At 45.3% G+C, this 20,737-nt stretch carries 18 protein-coding genes; 8 read left to right on the top strand and 10 right to left on the bottom strand.

Annotated elements, in window-relative coordinates:
* Positions 1 to 6 precede the first annotated feature (6 nt).
* Positions 7 to 642 (bottom strand): hypothetical protein, encoded by a 636-nt coding sequence (locus tag KTR06_RS21290; protein ID WP_049702686.1) that lies wholly within the window; start codon positions 640 to 642, stop codon positions 7 to 9.
* A 432-nt stretch (positions 643 to 1,074) separates the two neighbouring features.
* The gene (locus KTR06_RS21285; RefSeq protein WP_049702685.1) at positions 1,075 to 1,371 is read right to left on the bottom strand and encodes a DUF4248 domain-containing protein; all 297 of its coding nucleotides are present in this window, start codon (positions 1,369 to 1,371) and stop codon (positions 1,075 to 1,077) included.
* 205 nt (positions 1,372 to 1,576) lie between these two features.
* Between KTR06_RS21285 and KTR06_RS21280 the strand changes: the two genes are divergently transcribed.
* The 6 genes from KTR06_RS21280 to KTR06_RS21255 all read left to right on the top strand — a co-directional run bounded on the left by KTR06_RS21280 (position 1,577) and on the right by KTR06_RS21255 (position 7,996).
* Entirely contained in the window at positions 1,577 to 2,518 is a 942-nt protein-coding gene (locus KTR06_RS21280; protein WP_120068647.1) for a site-specific integrase, read from the top strand.
* 379 nt (positions 2,519 to 2,897) lie between these two features.
* Positions 2,898 to 3,944 carry a DUF3575 domain-containing protein gene (locus tag KTR06_RS21275; protein WP_317236647.1) on the top strand — a complete coding sequence of 349 codons (1,047 nt, stop codon included), beginning with the start codon at positions 2,898 to 2,900 and terminating at the stop codon, positions 3,942 to 3,944.
* Complete coding sequence (locus tag KTR06_RS21270) at positions 3,926 to 4,810, top strand: FimB/Mfa2 family fimbrial subunit (RefSeq protein ID WP_120068653.1); 885 nt, start codon at positions 3,926 to 3,928, stop codon at positions 4,808 to 4,810. The genes KTR06_RS21275 and KTR06_RS21270 overlap by 19 nt, the downstream gene beginning before the upstream one ends.
* Positions 4,811 to 4,863: 53 nt before the next feature.
* The gene (locus KTR06_RS21265; protein ID WP_120068657.1) at positions 4,864 to 5,808 is read left to right on the top strand and encodes a fimbrillin family protein; all 945 of its coding nucleotides are present in this window, start codon (positions 4,864 to 4,866) and stop codon (positions 5,806 to 5,808) included.
* Between the two features lie 43 nt (positions 5,809 to 5,851).
* Positions 5,852 to 6,796, top strand: coding sequence for a fimbrillin family protein (locus KTR06_RS21260; RefSeq protein WP_049702681.1), 945 nt, complete (start codon positions 5,852 to 5,854; stop codon positions 6,794 to 6,796).
* 279 nt (positions 6,797 to 7,075) lie between these two features.
* Positions 7,076 to 7,996, top strand: coding sequence for an Rpn family recombination-promoting nuclease/putative transposase (locus KTR06_RS21255; RefSeq protein ID WP_120068660.1), 921 nt, complete (start codon positions 7,076 to 7,078; stop codon positions 7,994 to 7,996).
* A gap of 111 nt (positions 7,997 to 8,107) precedes the next feature.
* Here KTR06_RS21255 and KTR06_RS21250 read toward each other — a convergent pair whose 3' ends face one another.
* The 5 genes from KTR06_RS21250 to KTR06_RS21230 all read right to left on the bottom strand — a co-directional run bounded on the left by KTR06_RS21250 (position 8,108) and on the right by KTR06_RS21230 (position 13,694).
* Positions 8,108 to 9,262 (bottom strand): acyltransferase, encoded by a 1,155-nt coding sequence (locus KTR06_RS21250; RefSeq protein ID WP_120068663.1) that lies wholly within the window; start codon positions 9,260 to 9,262, stop codon positions 8,108 to 8,110.
* 97 nt (positions 9,263 to 9,359) lie between these two features.
* Positions 9,360 to 9,923 (bottom strand): Crp/Fnr family transcriptional regulator, encoded by a 564-nt coding sequence (locus tag KTR06_RS21245; RefSeq protein ID WP_004315309.1) that lies wholly within the window; start codon positions 9,921 to 9,923, stop codon positions 9,360 to 9,362.
* Positions 9,924 to 9,970: 47 nt separating this feature from the next.
* Entirely contained in the window at positions 9,971 to 11,365 is a 1,395-nt protein-coding gene (locus KTR06_RS21240; RefSeq protein ID WP_212135034.1) for an acyloxyacyl hydrolase, read from the bottom strand.
* Between the two features lie 35 nt (positions 11,366 to 11,400).
* On the bottom strand, positions 11,401 to 12,024 hold the full coding sequence (locus tag KTR06_RS21235) for a chloramphenicol acetyltransferase (RefSeq protein WP_049702678.1): 624 nt from the start codon (positions 12,022 to 12,024) through the stop codon (positions 11,401 to 11,403).
* 152 nt (positions 12,025 to 12,176) lie between these two features.
* Positions 12,177 to 13,694, bottom strand: a complete 1,518-nt coding sequence (locus tag KTR06_RS21230) for a DUF4301 family protein (protein WP_015531024.1) — start codon at positions 13,692 to 13,694, stop codon at positions 12,177 to 12,179.
* Positions 13,695 to 13,800: 106 nt separating this feature from the next.
* Between KTR06_RS21230 and KTR06_RS21225 the strand changes: the two genes are divergently transcribed.
* Complete coding sequence (locus tag KTR06_RS21225; protein ID WP_004316962.1) at positions 13,801 to 16,017, top strand: bifunctional (p)ppGpp synthetase/guanosine-3',5'-bis(diphosphate) 3'-pyrophosphohydrolase; 2,217 nt, start codon at positions 13,801 to 13,803, stop codon at positions 16,015 to 16,017.
* A 103-nt stretch (positions 16,018 to 16,120) separates the two neighbouring features.
* Here the strand turns inward: KTR06_RS21225 and KTR06_RS21220 are convergent, their stop codons facing one another.
* The 3 genes from KTR06_RS21220 to KTR06_RS21210 form a co-directional block, all read right to left on the bottom strand.
* Positions 16,121 to 17,278, bottom strand: coding sequence for an MFS transporter (locus tag KTR06_RS21220; protein WP_055234628.1), 1,158 nt, complete (start codon positions 17,276 to 17,278; stop codon positions 16,121 to 16,123).
* A gap of 8 nt (positions 17,279 to 17,286) precedes the next feature.
* Positions 17,287 to 18,108, bottom strand: coding sequence for a 3-methyl-2-oxobutanoate hydroxymethyltransferase (gene panB, locus KTR06_RS21215; RefSeq protein ID WP_004316964.1), 822 nt, complete (start codon positions 18,106 to 18,108; stop codon positions 17,287 to 17,289).
* Between the two features lie 272 nt (positions 18,109 to 18,380).
* Complete coding sequence (locus tag KTR06_RS21210; RefSeq protein WP_120068666.1) at positions 18,381 to 19,028, bottom strand: HAD family phosphatase; 648 nt, start codon at positions 19,026 to 19,028, stop codon at positions 18,381 to 18,383.
* A 150-nt stretch (positions 19,029 to 19,178) separates the two neighbouring features.
* Here KTR06_RS21210 and KTR06_RS21205 point away from each other — a divergent pair, with 150 nt between their 5' ends.
* Positions 19,179 to 20,540: an MATE family efflux transporter gene (locus tag KTR06_RS21205; protein WP_087318722.1), complete on the top strand. Its 1,362-nt coding sequence runs from the start codon at positions 19,179 to 19,181 to the stop codon at positions 20,538 to 20,540.
* The last annotated feature ends 197 nt before the right edge of the window (positions 20,541 to 20,737 follow it).

Raw genomic sequence — 20,737 nt, 5'->3', positions numbered from 1 at the left:
TCCACCTCAATATTCGTTCAAGAATGCCTTGTTTGCCAAGTAAGAAGAGGCGTGCAAGAGAAAGTTGGCGTTCGTCTGATGGAAGTAATATTCCTCGATGTGCCCGACGGCCAGTTCCCGTTCCTTGTCGCTCAACTTCTTCCATTCGCGCTGCGCCTTGGCAATGTTCTCTTTGGGAAGCTGGGTGACGTTGTGATACTCGTTCCAAAAGAGGAGAAACTTCTCTTTAGCTTCCTTCTTCTGCCGCTTCACACTGTCGGGTTCGGCCTTAGGCACGCTCACCCAGCTCTCATAATCCACCACCCGGATATGCAGGGCGGAAGTGTCGTCGTGCGAAATAATTTCAATCACTCCTTTCGACTTCAAACCCTGCATGAAACGGTACGTCCTGCTGACAGACCAATGAAAAACATCGCTCCAACTCCGGTAGCTGCGCAGGCTTTCGCCTCTTTTACACACACTCTTCTTGCACCAGTAATCGGTATATTCCGTTTCGGAATAGTTCACTTTCATAAGCAATTTCAAGAAAGCCTCTATGTCGCCTTCATGGTTGTCGCAATTCTTCATATACTCTGCGAACATCAGTTTGGGAATAATAATATAACCGTTTCCGGACATTTGTTGAAGATTGAAATTCTGCATATCTAATGTTTTAAAATTTTCGGCAAAGGTATTCCATCCGGCATCAATCCCCTAATCGGATAGACGGTATCAGAGGTATTTGAATGTAAATCGTATGTTCGGAACTGTAAATATCTTCTTTACCAGACTTATACAAGCTCCCGGGAAGCGAAGGAAAAAAACAGAGACTCCGTTTGCCTGAAACGGAGTCTCTGTAAGTATCAAACGAAAGCTCTATCCGACAGATTCGGAGCCTCTGTCCGAAGGCTGAAAAACGACTTTTTAACGGAACGCATAGCGGAACACTTTCAAACAGCAGATAACTCACTATATCACAACCCGTTACCTACCATTTCCAAAAGACGTCCCGAACGCTATGCGGAACTATTATAAATATATAAATAATAAACTATATATTTAAAAATATATAGTTCGATTTTCCATTTTTGAAGATTAAAGTTTCTTTTCGTCAAACAGGGTCAGATAAATATGGGGCACTACAATATAGGGAGGTCCCAGGTACAGGACAATGATCTCCTGCATCTTCGGACTTAAATATGTGGTATGAGAAGTATAACCCAAAGCACTCAATTTTGCGGCGAGAGCTAAATCTTCATCAATTCTTTCACGCATTCTTTTTCTGGACAAATCAATTCCCGGATTGCCGGGAAAGTATTCCATTGCCAACTGGGAAAATGGTTTGAAACCATTAATAACGTAGCCCTCCTGGGCTATCTTTCTTTCATTCATTGTGTAAATGTTTAATTAATACATGACTCCTGTTCATCAGGTTCATATTTTTCGCAAAATTATAAAATTATTCCCATTAATTATAGATAAAATATTTTTATTTTTATACTTTAAATTGCAGATGTCCGATTATATTTACATTTTTGTTTTACTAATTTAAACAAATATGATAATTCGTAAATAATAATTATTAAAAAAAAACTGAATGAAGAAAGAAAATCTATTCTCGTTTATGAGGCAAGTGACTGCCGAATTGCAAGGAAGGGGAAATTTGGGGACTGCTCATGTATATAAAAGCACCTTGAATGCGATTCTCACTTTTCAGGGGTCCGAGAAGTTAATGTTCCGTCAGCTGACGTCCGAATGGGTGAAACGTTTTGAAATCAGTCTGCGCGAACGCGGATGCAGTTGGAACACGGTGTCTACGTATCTCCGAACGCTGCGGGCAGTTTACAACCGTGCCGTAGACCGGCGGAAAGCTGTGTATGTACCTCATTTGTTCCGATCGGTCTATACGGGTACACGTGCCGACCGCCAACGTGCGTTGGATGGTGAAGATATGAGAAAAGTATTCACCCGGCTGCCCCAGTCCCGCATCCCTCCTATGGTGGAGAAAGCACGCGATTGGTTTATCCTGATGTTTCTGCTTCGCGGATTGCCGTTTGTCGATCTGGCCTATCTCCGCAAGAATGATTTGCAAGGAAATGTGATTACTTACCGCCGCCGCAAAACAGGCCGTTCCTTGTCCGTGACGCTGACACCGGAAGCAATGTCCTTGTTGCAAAAACACATGAACCGCAACTCTGAATCGCCCTATCTCTTTCCCATCCTGCGAAGCAAAGAGGGAACGGAAGAAGCATATCGTGAATATCAGCTGGCATTGCGCAACTTTAACCATCAATTGGCATCATTGGGAAAAATGTTGGGACTTGAAGACAAGTTGAGTTCTTACGCCGCCCGCCACACGTGGGCTACCACAGCTTATTACTGCGAAATCCATCCGGGAATCATTTCCGAAGCAATGGGACATTCATCTATCACCGTGACGGAGACATACTTGAAGCCCTTTCATAGTAAAAAAATAGACGAAGCAAACAGACAGATTATAGATTTCGTGAAGCAGTTAACAGGCCACGCAATACACTAAGGAACAGACCGTTACTTTGTAGGTAACGGAAGAAATCGATGCCGCAAAGATGAGCACATTTCTTAAAATATCCAAATTAAATCGAACATTTTTTCTAATAAAACACTCAAAAACGGAATAATACAATCAGAACACGAGACTTCTTTGTATCAAGGCTTCATTAATGTCTGAATTTTAGCAAAAGAATCCCTCTCCTCTGCCGCTTGTCAGAAGCAGGGGTAAGATATTTTATTATCAAAATCGTCTTTCAGCATCGCGGCTACTCCCGAAAGAGCAGACACGAAGACTCTTCCGTTACCTACAAAGTAACGGATGTGGGAAATAGCTATATGTAGGTTGAACTAGAGGTACAATAATCTCAAAATACAATAAGATGCTAATGCGCAAATTTTATCTTTTACTTTTGTTTTTGCCGTTTCTACTGCCTGTCAGTTCTATGGCACAGAATCAGATTCCTGATACCGTTTATGTTTTTCGCTTTGTTTCCCATAAGGATATGTTCTATGTCCCGTGGAAAGATAACGAAACACAGTTGGATCATCTTTTGGCTGTGGTTGAAACCCACAAAGCTACCATTCTTAGTGGTGAAGTCCCTTTATTGATAGACGGCTATTGCGCTTCCGAGCCCACATCTGTCGAAAATCTAAAACTCGCCAGAGTCAGCAGCAACCGTGTGAAATCCGAACTGATCCTCGAAAAAGGCTTGAATGAATCCTGTTTTATCACTCACAACCACACTGCACCTTATGGGGATTTACGACATGTTGTTATCGTTCGTCTGCGTTTTCCTCAAGAAGAAGTAGAAGAAAAACCAATTGTCGAAGAAAAAGAAACGTTCATCATCGCACCGGAAAAACCGAAGCAGGAAACGCCCGCAGATTCAACATCCCCGACGGATACATCTTCGGAAATGACTGAAACTCCGTTGAAGGCATCCGACTTTCATCATCTCACTCTGCGTGCCAACCTGCTTCATTGGGCTACTCTTACTCCGGATTTAGGATTCGAATGGCGGATGAACCGTCATTTCGGTCTCTTGCTCAACGGTAGTTGGACCACATGGAGCTGGGACCATAAGAACCGTCGCTATGCCCTTTGGAAAGTCTCTCCCGAAGTGCGTTATTACCTGGGCAAACAAGGCAAAGGCTTTTTAGGTGTCATGTATCATACGGGCGAGTTTCATTATAAATTGGGCAAGACCGGCAAGCAAGGCAATTATCAAGGCGGAGGACTGACAGGCGGTTATATCTTCAACCTGAACCGTTCGCTTTCTCTCGACTTCCACGCCGGAGCAGGCTACACTTACGCTGACTATGACGAATACGCACTCATCAATGATGTCCGCGTCCACAAAGGCAGTAAGACAAAAAATTATTGGGGTATTAACCAACTAGGAATCACACTGATATGGAAACTAATAAAATAACCTCCCGCGCAGCCCTTTTTTGCGGGGTCGCCTTGATGCTGACCTCTTGCGTTAAAGACGATATTGATAACACGCCCCATCCTTCACAGGGAGCGATAGTGATTACAACAGATTGGAGCAGCCGTGCAGACCAGGCCGTGCAGCCTGTATCGTATACGCTTCGTGTGTCCGGCCAGTCCGGGCAAAGCGACGAACAGCCCGTGAAGGGAAACACGAATATTTTTCATTCTTTGCTTGCTCCGGCAGCTTACGAATTATTGGTTTATAACACCCCCGAAGCCATAACCGTCACCGGTGATGTTGCCACGATAGCTTCGACAGACGAAAATAACATAGAAGCTCTTCCCGGTTATCTCTTTTCCGCTACGCAGACATTGGACGTAGTAAAAGATGACACCTTATTTGTAACAGTGGGAATGTTGCAACATATTCGTCAGCTGACGTTGGTGCTGAAACTCAAAGAAGGAGATCACGACCGCATCACCAGTTTAAATGCCACATTGAGCGGCATTGCCTCCAGTATAAATCTCGCGACCGGAGCATGGGTTTCCCCGACAGGAGTATCCCTTTCTCCTGTTTTTGAAAAAACAGAAGAAAAGGACGGAACGCCGACACTGACCGCCACGATCCGTTTGTTGGGAATTATCGCGGAAGAAAAACAGGAGCTTAGAATAGCTGTTGCATTAAACAACCAATCGGTGTACACGATAAAGACAGACCTTACCGAAGTATTGCAGAAATGTTTCGACGGTTCGATGACTCCGCTGGTATTGGGGGCCAACTTTGACTTGCCTTCCCAAGGAGATTTTTCCGGTAATATAAATAGTTGGAATTCGGTAGAAGGCGGACATGTGGATATTCATTGATTGCACGTGTTGTAAACAGAACAGAATAATAACAACAAATAGATTGAAAGACAATGGTGAAAAAGAAATTAGTACTTTATGTTGCGTTGGCTGCCTTATGGGGAGCTTGCGGCAATGACAACGAATCTCAACCGACCGCTGCGCCCGACGGACGTACGGCATTGACTGTAAAGGGCGAGATCGGCACAAAAGGGGCTTCCGTAAGCCGTGCCATAGATACGGACTGGGGCAGCAATGATAAAATTGGAATTTTTATGGTGTATTCCGGAAACGGTGTAGGGCTTACGTCGGAGAATATTTGCGACGGAGCAGACAATAAATGTTACATAACCCCCAATGGCAATGGCAAATTTGAACCTTCTGTCACGCCGGAAGAACCGGGAGAAGTGAATACAAATAGAATCTATTTTCCGATTATCGGTACAGTGGATTTTTATGCTTATTATCCATTTGTCACTCCGTTGACGGATTATACTTGTTCTCTGAATATTGCCGACCAAAGTAATCAGGAGGCTATTGATTTCATGTATGCCGACAAAGCGGAAGGGTATACAAAAAATAATCCGGTAGTATCGTTCAATTTTAGCCATCAACTTTCCAAACTGGTGTTGACTATTACACCGGGAGACGGATTGACTGCTGCTGATTTAGAAAACCTTAGTGTCACTGTGGGCGGACAACACACCACAGCCACATTTAATCTTTCCGATGGTACTCTGACGGCGGGTGCGGAAACAACAGACATCACACTACTTACAACAAAGTCCGGTGCTTTGTGTGAAGCAATTTTATTACCCGACGCGACTACATCGCGCACGTTGACTTTCGATTTGAACAATGACAATGATCTTCCTTTCACTTGGGAAATGGATAAAGCATTGGCAGCAGGCAGTAAGTATACGTATGACGTGAAGTTGCATCGTACAAAAATAGAGATCACAGGAGCTACTATTACCGAATGGACTCCGGTGAACGGCGGCGGAGTAGATGCGCATTAATTAAGTAGATTAATAATAAATATAAACTAAAAAAAATACAGTTATGAGAAAAGTCTATTTTTTTGCAGCTGCCTTGGTTGCAACATTGACAGGGTGTGATAATAGTGAAATGAACAATATCACCGATAGCAAACAGGTGGCAGTGGAAGTGACAGCCGGAATTGAAGGAGTAACAACGCGTATGAAAAATACGACATGGCAGTCTGGAGACGAGATCGGCGTTTTTGGAACGAGCGGTAAAATGAGTTATTCGAATTACCGTTATCAGTGGACGAGTGGAAATGCTTTTAAACCATATTCGAATGTTATTTATTATGGTGATGAGGAAGGTCAGTTTACGGCATATTATCCGTATGCTGCTGCCAAGGATATTACAGATAATAAGATTACAAGGAAGCTGCTAGAACAGTATTCTACGTATTTGGACGACCAGATAGATTTCCTGTATGCTGAAGCAACAGGTACAAAAGACGATCCTCAAGTTGATTTTCAATTTAAACATAAAATGAGTAAGGTGGTCTTAAAGTTAGTGCCAGGAAATGGTTATAATTCCGCGAGTGGTTTTGCGTCGTGGTGGAACATCGTTTTTTCGAATTTACATTCTCAAGTTTCATTTAATATTAAGACAGGCGAGGTGGAACCGATTGGAAGTGCAGAAGAATTGAATTTTGCTTATTCTGCTGTTTGGGGATTTAGTGGAAATTATGTTGCGGCAGATAATGCGACTTATTATACTTTTATAGTATGTCCCGGCGAACGTGTTGATGGAGGTATGAAGGTGGATTTAGTGTATAATAACAAGTACGACGGATATACTCTTCATACAACATTATTTACTGGCAGTCAGGTTTTTGAAACCGAAGCCGGAAAGGAATATACGTATACTGTAACCGTAAACAAGACGGATCTAAAAGTGGAAAATGCTATTATTTCTCCTTGGGATCCTGTAACTTTACCTAATGATGGAAAAGTGGATACAACTCTGTAAAAAACATCTCCGGAGCAAAAATCCCCTAGTAATATGCTAGTATGCTGAAGATGTAATACAAGTTCCCTAGTCCTCCTATTATATTAAAAGAGAAAGTAGAAAGCTCGGACTTTCCCGGACTTTCTACTTTCTCTTTGTCTTTAAACATCTTAGGACTGTAAATGTGGTATATCAAATTAAGTAAGAGACCATAGGTAGAAGAAAACATTGTTCATAATCGATTGAGTAACAGAAATAATGATTATCTTTGTAGGTACGTTCATTATATAAAATCAAAAGATGGAAACAACTGATCGCTATATCAGATTTGATTGGGCCATAAAACGCCTTTTACGCCAGAAAGCCAACTTCGGGGTGCTCGAAGGGCTTCTCACTGTACTCCTGAACGAGAAAGTAGAAATCATCGAACTACTGGAAAGCGAAAGCAACCAGCAGACTATTGACGATAAATTCAACCGGGTAGATATTAAAGCAAAAAATAGTAAAGGGGAAATCATTATTGTAGAAATTCAAAATACCCGTGAGCTGTATTATCTGGAACGCATCCTGTATGGAGTTGCCAAAGCAATCACCGAGCATATTTCGCTAGGCGAACGATACTATGAGGTGAAGAAAATCTACTCCGTGAGTATTCTTTATTTCGACATCGGTATAGGTGATGATTATCTGTACCACGGACAGAATACGTTTTTAGGCGTACATACGGGAGATCAATTATTGGTCAGCACCAAAGAAAAGAATGCGATAGTGAGCAAGCTCCCCAGCGAAATCTTTCCCGAATATTTCCTTATTCGGGTGAACGAATTCGACAAGGTAGCTGTCACTCCCCTTGAAGAGTGGATAGAATACCTGAAAACAGGCCGCATCCGACCCGATACGCAAGCCCCCGGTCTTGCAGAAGCTCGCCGGAAACTCGTTTATTATAATATGAATCCCAAAGAACGTCATGCTTACGACGAACATCTGAATGCTATCATGATTCAAAATGATGTACTGGATGGAGCCAAACTGGAAGGACGAATGGAAGGATTGGCAGAAGGACTTGCAGAAGGTAAAGCAGAAGGTAAAGCAGAAGGACTAGCAGAAGGCGAAAAGAATAAGCAAATCGAGATAGCCCGTAAGTTCAAAGAAATAGGACTTAGCACTGAAATGATTATTCAAGGTACCGGATTATCTGCAGAAGAAATTAACGCCTTATAATACATTCATAAAATAAAGCCCTACCAAGAAACGGTAGCGGATTATAAATTTAAAAGCCCCGTTTTGTCTTTTGATAAAACGGGGCTTTAAGATATAATAGATCAATGAAAACTATCGTTTCTTACCCAAGAAACGTTTTGCCAAATATTTACGTATCGGTTCGTCATACAGTTTCAGACACAGATAAGCAAGCACGATACTCAAGACAAAGACGCACACGGCTACGTGCCAAGTCTCGCCCAACGTATAGAGCTTATTCTCAATCAGCCATGCATAGAACAGGTACATCAACGGATAATGGATCACATAAACCGGATAGGATATATCCCCCAGAAATTTGCATACTTTTGTCGATTGCACGTCCGTAGTGGTGCCCGACGCTCCTATCCAAAGAATGATAGGGAAAGCCACAATCACACAAAACGCTTCATAAATACCATTCATGCAAAGCGGCTCCATTCCTTCGAGATAAGGAACAGAGAACAGGGCAATCAGCGCAATGGTACAGATCCAAAACGCACCCTTCACCTTCATAGGCTTGAAGTTGCGCGACATCAGCATACCCAGTGAGAAAGGGAAAAGCATACGCAACGAGCCGCCCAGGAAGTTAACCCCGTCCAGCGTCCAGCCCACTCCTATGTTTCCATAAGTGGAGACATTGAAAACGGCAAACGCTGCCAATGCTGCACCCAGCAACACCACAAATACCGTCAGCGTCTTGTTGGACAAGCGGCGGATGAACAACGCATACAGGATATTACCGATATACTCGAAAAATAACGACCAGCAAGGGCCGTTCAACGGAAACATCTCACCATTGCCACGAACTTCATATCCCACACCCGGCATGGCAGGAATGAAGAATATCGTGCAAAGAAGAGACAACATAATCATGGAGATGGCTACATGCGTTCCATCCCATTGCACACAACCCTGAATACAGAATGTGATAACACCCAATACGGCACCCATAACGACCATCGGATGAAGACGTATCAAACGGCGTTTAAAGAAATCTTTCATGGTGAGACTCTTGCCCCAACGGTCGTCATAAGCGTAACCGATCACGAAACCCGAAAGGATAAAGAAGAAATCCACGGCAAGATAACCGTGGTTGAGAGTCTCGATATTGCCACCACCGGCAAAAGCGTAACCCTCGAATACATGATACCATATCACCATAAGAGCCGCTACCCCGCGAAGTCCGTCAAGAAGATCATAATGTGCTTTGGTGTCTGCAAAGGCTGAAGAAGAAATGTTCGACATCTGTTTTTCTATTAGTTAGTTAGTATTTTCAGATGGCAAAGATACGGTTTGCGAAACGAAGTTCTTTTGCTTAAAAGCAAAAAAGCCCTGCCGAAAACTATTTTTTAGCACGTACCCGGCTAAGCGTGTAGATGGAAATGCCCAAAAAGGCAGCCACATACTTCAGCTTCACCCGGTTTATCAGTCCGGGATAGCGACGGTTGAACTGTTCGTACCGCTCTTTGGGCGAAAGCTGGAGCCGTTCCACAAACATGTGGCTAAGCTCTTTGTTGACATTCTGATGCAGGATGCGCCCCCAGTTGGCTATATCGATATAGGTTTCGTAGAGCATATTCAGCTTGTCGATATGGATGACGTAGATTTTGCAATCGGAAAGCGTTTCAATGCTCTCCACCGACGGTTGCTGATAGTAGAGCGAATCCATGCCGAACGTAATGTCGCCTTCCAGCGTGAACCACGTAGTAGTATCCTGTCCGTTGTGATGGAATACGGAACGGGCAATGCCCTCTTCAATGAAATAAACCAGGCGGTCTGTTACCCCCGACTGGACGATATAGGTATCTTTAGGATAATATCGCAGTTCCATATTCGCCTGAAGCGCCTGAAGCGCTTCATCGGATACCGGATAGATTTCTCTGATTTTTTGAATAATGTTTTCCATTTTGAGATTCCTTACTTGATATTCGACAGGCCACCGGACGGACATTTCTAATGACGCACCTTAGGATACTTATTATTGAAACGGAATCCCAAGCCGAGCATCAGATAATTAGGTGTCTGAAAGTTTTGGAGATTGTAACCGATGTGAAGGAAAGAGCTACGTGTCACGTCTATCTTCAACGCAAAGACCTGATACAGCCCCCGCAAATCGCCACGTCCCAGCACATTCGTTCCCAAACCGACACCGATGGTGAAAAACGGCATTACATACTCCGCCCGTCCCGAAAGTCCGAGAGCAAGCTGATGCTGAATGCCCGGCACAAGAAACCTGCGTCCGGAAGTGCCGCTGCCTCCATCGTAATCGTACTCCACAATCCGGTCTTCGGTGTACACATTGGCACTACCGTCATAAACACCGTCCAGCGAGACGCCGAATCGCAGCTTATAGTTGAGGTTGTACATCGGGGCAAAGTTGAATCCCGCCACGGGGTAACTGCCCGGCGAAGCTATCTGCTTCCCGCTTTCTACGTACACGCCTTTCCGTCTCCACGAGCCGAACAACACAAGGTCGTAACTGATATGACGGGGAAAACGGGGAATATACGGCTTGACCAAGGACTTGGTCAGGTCGGATTCTTCACGGTTGAAGTTGTACACCAGACCGATTTTCGCTCCGGTGGTATTCACTCCTGCGTTGGGGAATTTAGTGTTGCCGTTGGAGAAATGCGTAAAATCTCCGCCGATGATAAAGTCGAAATAACGGGAAAGCGACCAATTGAGGTAGATACCTGCATTGAGATACGCATTCACCCGTGAACCTACCGCTCCGTTGTAGGAGTTGTAATCGTTATCGTATGGTTTCCATCCGGCAGAAAGGCCGAAATTCCACTCGTAATTGAGCGAAAGACGGGGATTGAAACGGGCGATGCGTGCGCCCTGAAAGACGTAGAACGTCACCGGATCACCGAGTTGCTTACGGTCGCCAAAGGTGGTGACGGCCAAGCCGAAGCCTTGGTAGGCTCCGCCGTAGATACGGTCGGCACAGGTGTTGGGACGAAACTTGAAGGAATATTTCAGATGAGCGGCAAAGGAACTTTGGATGGGCTTCCACCGTTCGTTCTCTCCTTGCAGGAAAGGATTGGTGGGGAACACGTATTGCGGCCGGGCTTCTATCCCCAACCGGTGAATGAACCGATGGGGAACGTAGGGAGCTACCGTGTCCATGCCACATTGCGGGAAACTGTTGCGCCGGAATCCATGAAGTTCTTCCTGCAATCTACGCACTTCTTCACGAAGTTCGCGGACGTCCTGCTGGAGTTGCTCCACGTCTTGCCTGACCTCTTTCACCTCCTGCCCCACTTCTTGCGCGCACAGCGAAGCAACGGGGAAAAGCAAGGCGGAACAGAATAGGATGATTTCCCGTCTGGGTATCTTTACTCTCATATAATAGTCTGGTTAGTCTTTTTTCAGAACGAAGTTTATAAATGGAGCTTCTCGATAAACTGCGCTACATGATAGCCATCCATCAATCCATGATGGCAAGTGACGGAAACGGGCATCATCAGCCTTTCTCCTTCGCGGAAGTATTTACCGGTGGAGATTTTGGGAACGCTGTCGCCCGAACGCATATTGGTGGGATGCTTCATATCGGTGAAAGAGAGCCACGGCACAGCCGAATAATGAATGGCGTTAGGATGAAACGTACCTCCTTTGTTGAGTCCCGTAGTGGCTTGCAGGCGTTCCATCTCGGCTTTTGCCCGACGAATAAAGACGAGTTCGTCCGGATCGTATTCAAAAGCGGCAAAAGAAAAGGTGTGGTCGGCACGGCCCACAGTGGCTTCGGGCAGAAGACTGTCATAACACACCACTCGATCGCCTTCGATACGGTAGCGGAACTCTTCCACGGCAGCCGCAGCAGTCACGATGCGGTGAAGGACGAGCAGGGAAAAGGAAACGCCTTTGTCTTTGGCCTCCTGATACGCACGCGTACAGTCTACGTTGACCGTCACTCCAAAAAACGGATCGTCAAAAGCACTGAAATGTTCGTAATGTTCTCTTCTGTTCCAAGTAGCAATATCAATGATCTTCTCTATCTGATTCATTCTAAACACTCTTTTTTAAGTTTCACCACAGATTACACAGATTAACACAGATTGAATTCGGATGCATCCTTTTTTCTTTTGTATCTCAACCATTATCGGTAATCAAGAATCTGTGTTAATCCGTGTAATCTGTGGTGAACATAGATATACAATTACTGATGTTGCTCACGCAACAAGTCATTCACTGTCTTCACCGGGTTAAAGGTAGAAAGAGGAACTTCTACAAAGACGGTATTCCAGTCGCTCATCGCACCATTCCACAAGCCGGGAAGTTCGAGGGCTTTCAGGTCTTTACCGTTCTTCGATTTGTAGGAGATGAAGCCGGTGGCTTTATCTACATATTTCACCAGGTCGAATTTATGTCCTTTATAATCACGCACAGCACATACAAGATCTACCGGATTGAAGTGCGTACCCTTCTCGAACATTTCTTTCTTCTCCGGATCGTCCATGTCGATCTGCGAGCTTTCGAGAATTTGCAGGGAGATGGTTCCGTCGCTATTGTAAGCAAGGAACGGACCGCCGCCGGGTTCGCCTACGTTCTTCACCATTCCGCAGACACGCATCGGGCGGTTGAACTTGTTTTTGAGGTAGATAGCCAGTACGGAGTCTTCGAGGTCTTTTGTTTCCGGATTCTTGCAGAAGAGTTTCTTTTGCAGGAATTGAAGCATTTCCATCATCTGGTCGTGCGTATACTTGCCGCTGTCGAGCAGCGTGAGGTATTCGAATACTTGTTTTTGTAGGGTCACGAGCACTCCGGCAATCAGTTTCTTATATGTAACGGTGTCGGCTTTCAAACGGTCGGGCACTACGTTGTCGATGTTCTTGATGAAGATGATGTCTGCGTCCAAGTCGTTCAGGTTCTCAATCAGCGCACCATGACCACCGGGACGGAACAGCAGTTTGCCGTTGTCGCGGAACGGTTGGTTGTCCATATCGGCAGCAATGGTGTCGGTACTTGGCTTCTGCTCGGAGAAGGTGATGTAATAGTCTACGCCGTAACGTTTGGCGAAGTCGTCCACTTTTTCCGTCACGAGCTTCTTGAAAAGTTCGCGGTGTTCGGTAGACACGGTGAAGTGTACGTTCACTTTGCCGCTCTTGCCGGCTGCATACAGAGCGCCTTCGGCAAGATGTTCCTCCATCGGAGTGCGGGAGCCTTCGGGATATTTATGGAATTTGAGCAGACCTTTCGGTAGCGCGCCATAGTTCAGTCCGGCAGTCTCCAGCAGGGCGGACACCACTGCTTTATAGTTGCCTTCTTCCATCAGTCCGGGAATGTCTTTTCCGGAGATACGCTGGCAGGCCACATTCAGATCGTCATAGAAAGCAAAATTCTTGATTCCGTCAAAGAAGGCCTGTTCGAACTTGGTAGTCGGCTGGTCATAATCGGCGGACAGAAACTCGAATAGATTCTTAAACATACGACTTGCAGCACCGGAGGCAGGCACGAACTTCACAACAGTCTTATCTGTGTTTGTATATGCATCCCAGGCGGCCAGATAAGCCTTCTGTTCTTCTGCGTCGGGAGCTAATATGCCCTTTTCGATGGAAGCTGCCGCATCCAGTTTTAAAAAGGGAAATCCCGTCTGGAAGCATGCTAATTGTTCTGCAATTTGCTCTTCCGTGATGCCTTTCTTGGCAAGCAACTCTTTGTCCTGTGTCGTTATCATAATATCTAATTTTATTAATTGATGCCCAAAAATACAAAATGTTATTTACTTCTTGCCGAATAACCGGAAAAAAAACTACTTTTACATCGAATTAACAAGATTGAATATGGACGACTTTTTTACATTGGAGGAAAAAAAGGAGCTTTTTTCACTCTATCGACATTTATTGCAGTCTGCCGGAGACAGTATTTTCTGGAGAGATTGCCAAAAGTTAAAGAAACATCTTATCAAGGCGGCCCAATGTAACGGTCTGCAACGCAATAACTTCGGGATGAATCCCGTTATCAGAGATTTACAAACAGCAGTGATCGTTGCCGAGGAAATCGGTATGAAAGGTTCGTGCCTGATCGGGATCATGTTGCACGAAATCGTGAAAGGTCATGTATTATCTATCGACGAGGTGAACGCCGAATATGGTGAAGACGTGGCAAGCATCATCAAGGGATTGGTGAAGACGAACGAGCTGTATGCCAAAAGCCCTGCCATCGAGTCGGAGAATTTCCGTAATCTGCTGCTGTCGTTTGCGGAGGATATGCGCGTAATCCTGATTATGATTGCCGACCGCGTGAACGTGATGCGCAAAATAAAGGATACAGGCAACGAGGAGGACCGGATCAAGGTGGCAAACGAAGCAGCATATCTGTATGCTCCGCTGGCTCACAAGCTGGGATTGTATAAGCTGAAATCGGAACTGGAGGATTTGTCTCTCAAATATACGCAGAAAGAGACATATTATTTCATCAAGGATAAGCTGAACGAAACAAAGGCTTCCCGCGACAAGTATATCGCCGCTTTTATCGAACCGATCCAAAAGAAGGTGGCGGAAGCGGGACTGAAGTTCGACATCAAGGGACGCACGAAGTCGATTCATTCGATATGGAACAAGATTCAGAAGCAAAAGACTCCTTTTGAGGGGATTTATGACTTGTTCGCCATCCGTATCATCCTGGATTCGGAACCGGACCCGGCGAAGGAGAAGCAGGAGTGCTGGCAGGTGTATTCGATTGTGACGGATATGTACCAGCCGAACCCGAAGCGTCTGCGCGACTGGCTTTCAATACCGAAGAGTAATGGTTACGAGTCGTTGCACATCACCGTGATGGGCCCGGAAGGGAAATGGGTGGAAGTGCAGATACGTACCCGACGGATGGACGAGATCGCGGAACGCGGACTGGCTGCGCACTGGAGATATAAAGGTATCAAAGGAGAAACGGGCTTGGACGAGTGGCTGACTTCCGTGCGGGAGGCATTGGAGAACGCGGACAACGACTCGATGAAGGTGATGGATCAGTTTAAGATGGATCTCTACGAGGATGAAGTGTTTGTCTTTACGCCCAAAGGGGATTTGTTCAAGCTAGCTAAAGGGGCTACGGTGCTCGATTTTGCTTTCCATATACATAGTAAGTTGGGATGCAAATGTATCGGCGCGAAAGTGAACGGCAAGAATGTGCAGTTGAAGCAGAAGTTGAACAGCGGCGACCAGGTGGAGATCATGACTTCAAACACCCAGACTCCGAAACAGGACTGGCTGAACATCGTGACGACTTCCAAAGCACGCACCAAGATACGCCAGGCACTCAAAGAGATGGTGGCACGCCAACATGCGTTTGCCAAAGAGACGCTGGAACGGAAATTCAAGAACCGCAAACTGGAGTATGATGAAGCGACCATGATGCGCCTCATCAAGCGTTTGGGATTCAAGAACGTGACGGAATTTTATCAACGGATTGCCGATGGCGGACTGGATGTGAACGAGATTCTGGATAAATACATCGAACAGCAGAAACGGGACAGCGATACACACGATGAAATTGTTTATCGGAGTGCCGAAGGGTATAATTTGCAAACCGCGCAGGAGGAAACGACATCTAAAGAGGATGTACTGGTGATTGACCAGAATCTGAAAGGACTGGAGTTTAAACTGGCTAAATGTTGTAACCCGATTTATGGCGATGATGTGTTCGGGTTTGTAACGGTGAGCGGCGGTATCAAGATACACCGGTCGGATTGTCCGAACGCGAACCAGATGCGCGAACGCTTCGGCTACCGCATCGTGAAGGCTCGCTGGGCGGGCAAGTCGGAAGGTACGCAATATCCGATCACGCTGCGCGTTGTAGGACATGATGATATTGGTATCGTGACAAATATTACTTCGATCATCTCGAAAGAGAATGGTATCACGCTACGTTCTATCGGTATTGATTCGAACGATGGGTTGTTCTCTGGCACACTGACGGTAATGGTGGGTGATACGGGGCGTTTGGAGGCTCTTATCAAGAAATTACGGACGGTGAAGGGAGTAAAACAGGTGAGCAGGAATTAAAGTTAAGACAGAAGAACAAAAGAACATATTTTTGGATACGTATGATGAAAATCAAAAAACAATCATCACTCCTGAAATATGTTCTTTTGTTCTTCTGTCTATTTTATCTTACCTTCTTCTTTATATAATAAGGATAAGTGACCAATACGAAGAACAGCAAAGCGATAGAAGCTACCATCTGTCCGGTATGGAGCATCTTGTCTGTATCCAATTCCATGTAGCATGCAGTAGCAATACCCAGGGAGATACCGACTTCGCTTGCCAATAAATGGGTAGTGTTGGCTGTTCCGCGTTGGCAATGATGGGATAGTTTCACAAATATCATCAGGAATTCCGGCATGGTTAGACCTAAACCCAATCCCAAGAGTACGGAAGAGATGCCTATCGAAAGGTCTGTGTTCAATAAGGACATGGCTACCATTTCCAACCCGATTCCTATAATGACCAAGCGCAGCGTTTTCTCTTTAAAGAAGAACAGGCGCGCAAAGAACAAGGAAGCAATGTATCCGAGGGCTGTGCCGATAAAGAACGGTACGGGGATTCCCATGTTTCCGAGTACGAAATCGTTTAGAAAAGGGTGTACCATTGGAATCAGTAAGCCCGGAACAAATGTTATCAGAATCAGATTGATAGCGGGAACCCATCCACGAAGCAATAAGAAACGGTCGAAGGAATAGAGTTTAGTGACAATCGGCGCACGGAAAGGTACATATACCCCCGACAGCATGAGGATTCCTACAGCTCCGGTTATGACAGATACAGTGAGCAGATTCTGGAATGATTGGCTTTGATAAAGCCACACTCCGAGGATAATTCCAAAGAGCATTCCCAAACGTGCCGTCCACGAGAAGCTGACATTTCCCGCGCTCCGCAGTGTGGAGTTGGTGATGTCGATAGCCAAGGTGATACCGGCAGTAGTGCCTATGCCAAAGGCCAGTCCTTGCACGGTACTCAACAGGATTAGTTCTGTGAAGTTCGTCACAAAGGCGTACCCAATCGTCGCCACTACCATCAGGGCAGCGGCAAACATACATACGTATTTACGTTTATAGGCATCTACCAGGTAAGCATGGAAAGGACCGATGAGGAACATCCCCAAGGTGAAAAAAAGAAAGATTACTCCTGTCTGTGCGGCCGGCACTCCGAGACGGTCGGCCATCTCTACGGAAAGTACCGGAAATAACACATACAAGGATATAAACAACAGCAAATTAGCTACACATATCCGCATAAAATGAACTGTCCACAATTTAACTGCCATATACTATCTTAATATTGTTCCTTCTCGTTGGGGAAGTAGCAATTCTTCACGTCGGAAACGTAACGGCTGATGGCGTCGGTCATCACCGTGTACAAGTCAGCATAACGACGTAAGAAACGCGGACGGAATCCGTTGTTCATGCCAAGCATGTCCTGAATAACCAATACCTGACCGTCTACGTGGCCGCCGGCACCGATTCCGATGATAGGAATAGTGAGTTCGGAAGCTACACGCTCTGCAAGGGTAGCGGGGATTTTTTCGAGTACAATGGCAAAACAGCCTGCTTCTTCCAATAAATGGGCGTCGCGAATCAGTTTGTCGGCTTCGGCTTCGTCTTTGGCACGTACGGTATAGGTTCCGTATTTGTTAATGGATTGAGGCATGAGTCCCAAATGTCCCATCACAGGGATACCGGCGCATACGATACGTTTCACCGTGTCAATGATTTCTTCACCGCCTTCGAGCTTCAATGCGTCAGCGTGACTTTCTTTCATGATGCGGATAGCGGAAGCAAGTCCCTCCATCTCATTGCCTTGGTAAGATCCGAAAGGCATATCAACTACCACCATCGCACGCTTTACACCACGTACTACGGATTTGGCATGATAAATCATTTGGTCGAGCGTGATAGGTAATGTAGTCACGTTACCTGCCATTACGTTAGAAGCGGAGTCGCCTACCAGGATTACGTCCATTCCCGCACCGTCTACAATCTGTGCCATTGTGTAATCATACGCAGTCAGCATAGATATTTTTTCGCCTCTCTGTTTCATTTCAACCAAGCGATGAGTAGTCACCTTTCTTGTGTCATCTGATATATAACCAGCCATGTCTTTTTAATTTATGATTTATGATTTATGAATTATGATTTATGTCATTGATGTCTGCGCATTTGAACGCTTTCAAAAATTGCGGCAAAGTTATAACATTTAATTCATAACTGGGAAAGAAAAGCAAAAAATCCTTTCAAATGCTTCGCTTGGATAGTTGGAAGGCATTTGAAAGGATGGGTGGGTCTCACTATTTTTATTTATCTCGGTTATTTTTCTTATTTCATTTATTAATATAATATAAGTGAGGTAACTATTTAAAAATAATGCCGTTATTTATGGAGAGAGAGCATTTTTTCGTATGTCATGCTGGTGAAGTCGTCTATTATATAATGGGCTTTTCCGGTGATGGCTTCGCGTGAGTTGGTGGTGGCAAGTCCGATCACGGTTGCCCCGGAAGTCATGCCGGCTTGCAGGCCGTGGAAAGAATCCTCAAAGACGTAGGAGTTTTCGGGGGTGGCTTCAAAGATTTCCATTCCCAACAGGAAACAGTCGGGAGCGGGTTTTGAACGGGCAAACATTTCTCCTGTCAGGATGCGGTCTACCATTCCTTTAAATTCGGGATGGGCATTGTAGACGTTTGCCATCTTCTCTTCGTTGGAGCTGGTGACTACGGCTATCTTTGCACCGTTCCGACGAAGATCGGCTATGAAGGCTTCTACTCCGGGGATGTATTCGTAGGACATCTTTTTCTCGTAAACATTGAGTTCAGCGCTTATTTCGAGCTGTGCTTCGGGTTTGTCCGCGAAATGCTTTTCATAGATTTGTAATAGCGTCTGTCCCTTGATACGGCGTCCGAAATCTTCTTCATTCAGATATTTCCGTCCTTGCTCGTCCCAAAAAACAGTGTACTGCGTTTCTGTATCCATGATGACACCGTCAAAGTCGAAAAGTGCTGCAATTGTTTTCGTTGTATTCATATTAAACTGTCTTTTTACCTAAAACGTTAAACCTTGTGTATCTATCGCCGCAAAGTTCCGAATAATCATCGAATCAGGCAAATAATTCGTACCTTTGCAAAGCTAAAAAAAACGTAACATACGTTTTTATCCAACAAAATCTACTGGCGCATGAGCAAGAACGACCCGCACATTTTAGGCAAAGAACGTATCGGCAAATTGCTGTTACAATATTCCATTCCTGCGATTATCGGAATGACGATTACTTCTATCTATAACATCATTGATAGTATCTTCATCGGACATGGCGTAGGACCGATGGCTATTGCCGGACTGGCTATCAGCTTCCCGCTGATGAATCTTGTTGTCGCTTTCTGTACACTGGTTTCGGCTGGTGGGTCTACCCTCGCCTCTATCCGTTTGGGACAGAAGGATATGAAAGGGGCTACGGAAATTTTGTCACATACGCTGATGCTTTGTATCACAAATTCTCTTTTCTTCGGTATTCTATCTTTTATCTTCCTGGATGATATACTGACTTTTTTCGGAGCCAGCGCCGACACCCTTCCGTATGCACGCAGCTTTATGCAGGTGATTTTGCTGGGAACTCCCATCACTTACACAATGATCGGGCTGAACAACGTGATGCGCGCTACCGGATACCCCAAAAAGGCTATGCTTACTTCAATGGTAACGGTGGTGGCTAACATCATCCTCGCTCCTATCTTTATCTTCCACTTCGAATGGGGAATGAGGGGTGCGGCTACGGCAACGGTTATCTCGCAGTTAATCGGTATGGTGTGGGTGGTGAGCCACTTCACCAAGAAAGACAGTACGGTGCATTTTGAAGGGAATATCTGGAAAATGAAACCGAGGATTGTAGAGAGTATCTTCGCCATCGGTATGTCTCCATTCCTGATGAATGTGTGTGCGTGTGCCATCGTGATTATCATCAATAACAGTTTGCAAAATTATGGGGGCGATATGGCTATCGGCGCGTATGGCATCATCAATCGGTTGCTGACGCTTTATGTAATGATTGTGTTGGGGCTGACTATGGGGATGCAGCCAATCGTGGGCTACAACTTCGGCGCACAAAAGATAGACCGGGTGAAACAAACGCTGCGACTGGGGATTATCTCCGGGGTAGTGATTACGAGCAGTGGGTTCGTGATTTGCGAGTTTTTCCCTCATGCCGTATCGGCTCTCTTCACTGATAGCGATGAATTGATTGATTTGGCGGTAGGCGGTATCCGGCTGACTGTGTTGATGTTCCCGTTTGTAGGGGCACAAATTGTAATCGGTAACTTTTTCCAAAGTATCGGCAAGGCAAAAGTCAGTATTTTCCTTTCGCTGACGCGTCAGTTGCTTTATCTTTTGCCTTGCTTATTACTTTTCCCTAACTGGTGGGGATTGGAAGGAATTTGGATCAGTATGCCGGTATCGGATGCGCTGGCGTTTATTACAGCCGTTGTCAGTCTGATGATTTACATCAAGAAGGTTTCCAAACAGCATCCGGTAGTAGCAGAATAAGGCGGTGTATGCCCTATTCTGCCATTTATTCTATTTGGCTTATTCTGCTTTAATGCTATTGACCGGATTCTCGTTCGCGATATGCCATGCTTTCAGAACAACACAGATTACAATCAGTAATTGGACGAACAAGGCCGTAGCAGCAAAAAGCAATGGATTCAAATCAATCTGCTCGGCAAATTGGTCGAGCCATGCCT

Origin of the sequence: Bacteroides sp. MSK.20.12 (assembly GCF_019052435.1) — a bacterium.
GTDB classification, from domain to species: Bacteria; Bacteroidota; Bacteroidia; order Bacteroidales; family Bacteroidaceae; genus Bacteroides; species Bacteroides xylanisolvens.
This window is presented reverse-complemented; position numbering and strand designations above follow the sequence as displayed.

Coding starts and splice junctions, on each gene's coding strand:
- KTR06_RS21225 (WP_004316962.1), top strand. CDS start 13,801: ATGGACGACTTTTTTACATTGGAGGAAAAAAAGGAGCTTTTTTCACTC.
- KTR06_RS21220 (WP_055234628.1), bottom strand. CDS start 17,278: ATGGCAGTTAAATTGTGGACAGTTCATTTTATGCGGATATGTGTAGCT.
- KTR06_RS21230 (WP_015531024.1), bottom strand. CDS start 13,694: ATGATAACGACACAGGACAAAGAGTTGCTTGCCAAGAAAGGCATCACG.
- KTR06_RS21270 (WP_120068653.1), top strand. CDS start 3,926: ATGGAAACTAATAAAATAACCTCCCGCGCAGCCCTTTTTTGCGGGGTC.
- KTR06_RS21260 (WP_049702681.1), top strand. CDS start 5,852: ATGAGAAAAGTCTATTTTTTTGCAGCTGCCTTGGTTGCAACATTGACA.
- KTR06_RS21245 (WP_004315309.1), bottom strand. CDS start 9,923: ATGGAAAACATTATTCAAAAAATCAGAGAAATCTATCCGGTATCCGAT.
- KTR06_RS21275 (WP_317236647.1), top strand. CDS start 2,898: ATGCGCAAATTTTATCTTTTACTTTTGTTTTTGCCGTTTCTACTGCCT.
- KTR06_RS21265 (WP_120068657.1), top strand. CDS start 4,864: ATGGTGAAAAAGAAATTAGTACTTTATGTTGCGTTGGCTGCCTTATGG.
- KTR06_RS21210 (WP_120068666.1), bottom strand. CDS start 19,028: ATGAATACAACGAAAACAATTGCAGCACTTTTCGACTTTGACGGTGTC.
- KTR06_RS21250 (WP_120068663.1), bottom strand. CDS start 9,262: ATGTCGAACATTTCTTCTTCAGCCTTTGCAGACACCAAAGCACATTAT.
- panB (WP_004316964.1), bottom strand. CDS start 18,108: ATGGCTGGTTATATATCAGATGACACAAGAAAGGTGACTACTCATCGC.
- KTR06_RS21285 (WP_049702685.1), bottom strand. CDS start 1,371: ATGAATGAAAGAAAGATAGCCCAGGAGGGCTACGTTATTAATGGTTTC.
- KTR06_RS21280 (WP_120068647.1), top strand. CDS start 1,577: ATGAAGAAAGAAAATCTATTCTCGTTTATGAGGCAAGTGACTGCCGAA.
- KTR06_RS21290 (WP_049702686.1), bottom strand. CDS start 642: ATGCAGAATTTCAATCTTCAACAAATGTCCGGAAACGGTTATATTATT.
- KTR06_RS21235 (WP_049702678.1), bottom strand. CDS start 12,024: ATGAATCAGATAGAGAAGATCATTGATATTGCTACTTGGAACAGAAGA.
- KTR06_RS21205 (WP_087318722.1), top strand. CDS start 19,179: ATGAGCAAGAACGACCCGCACATTTTAGGCAAAGAACGTATCGGCAAA.
- KTR06_RS21240 (WP_212135034.1), bottom strand. CDS start 11,365: ATGAGAGTAAAGATACCCAGACGGGAAATCATCCTATTCTGTTCCGCC.
- KTR06_RS21255 (WP_120068660.1), top strand. CDS start 7,076: ATGGAAACAACTGATCGCTATATCAGATTTGATTGGGCCATAAAACGC.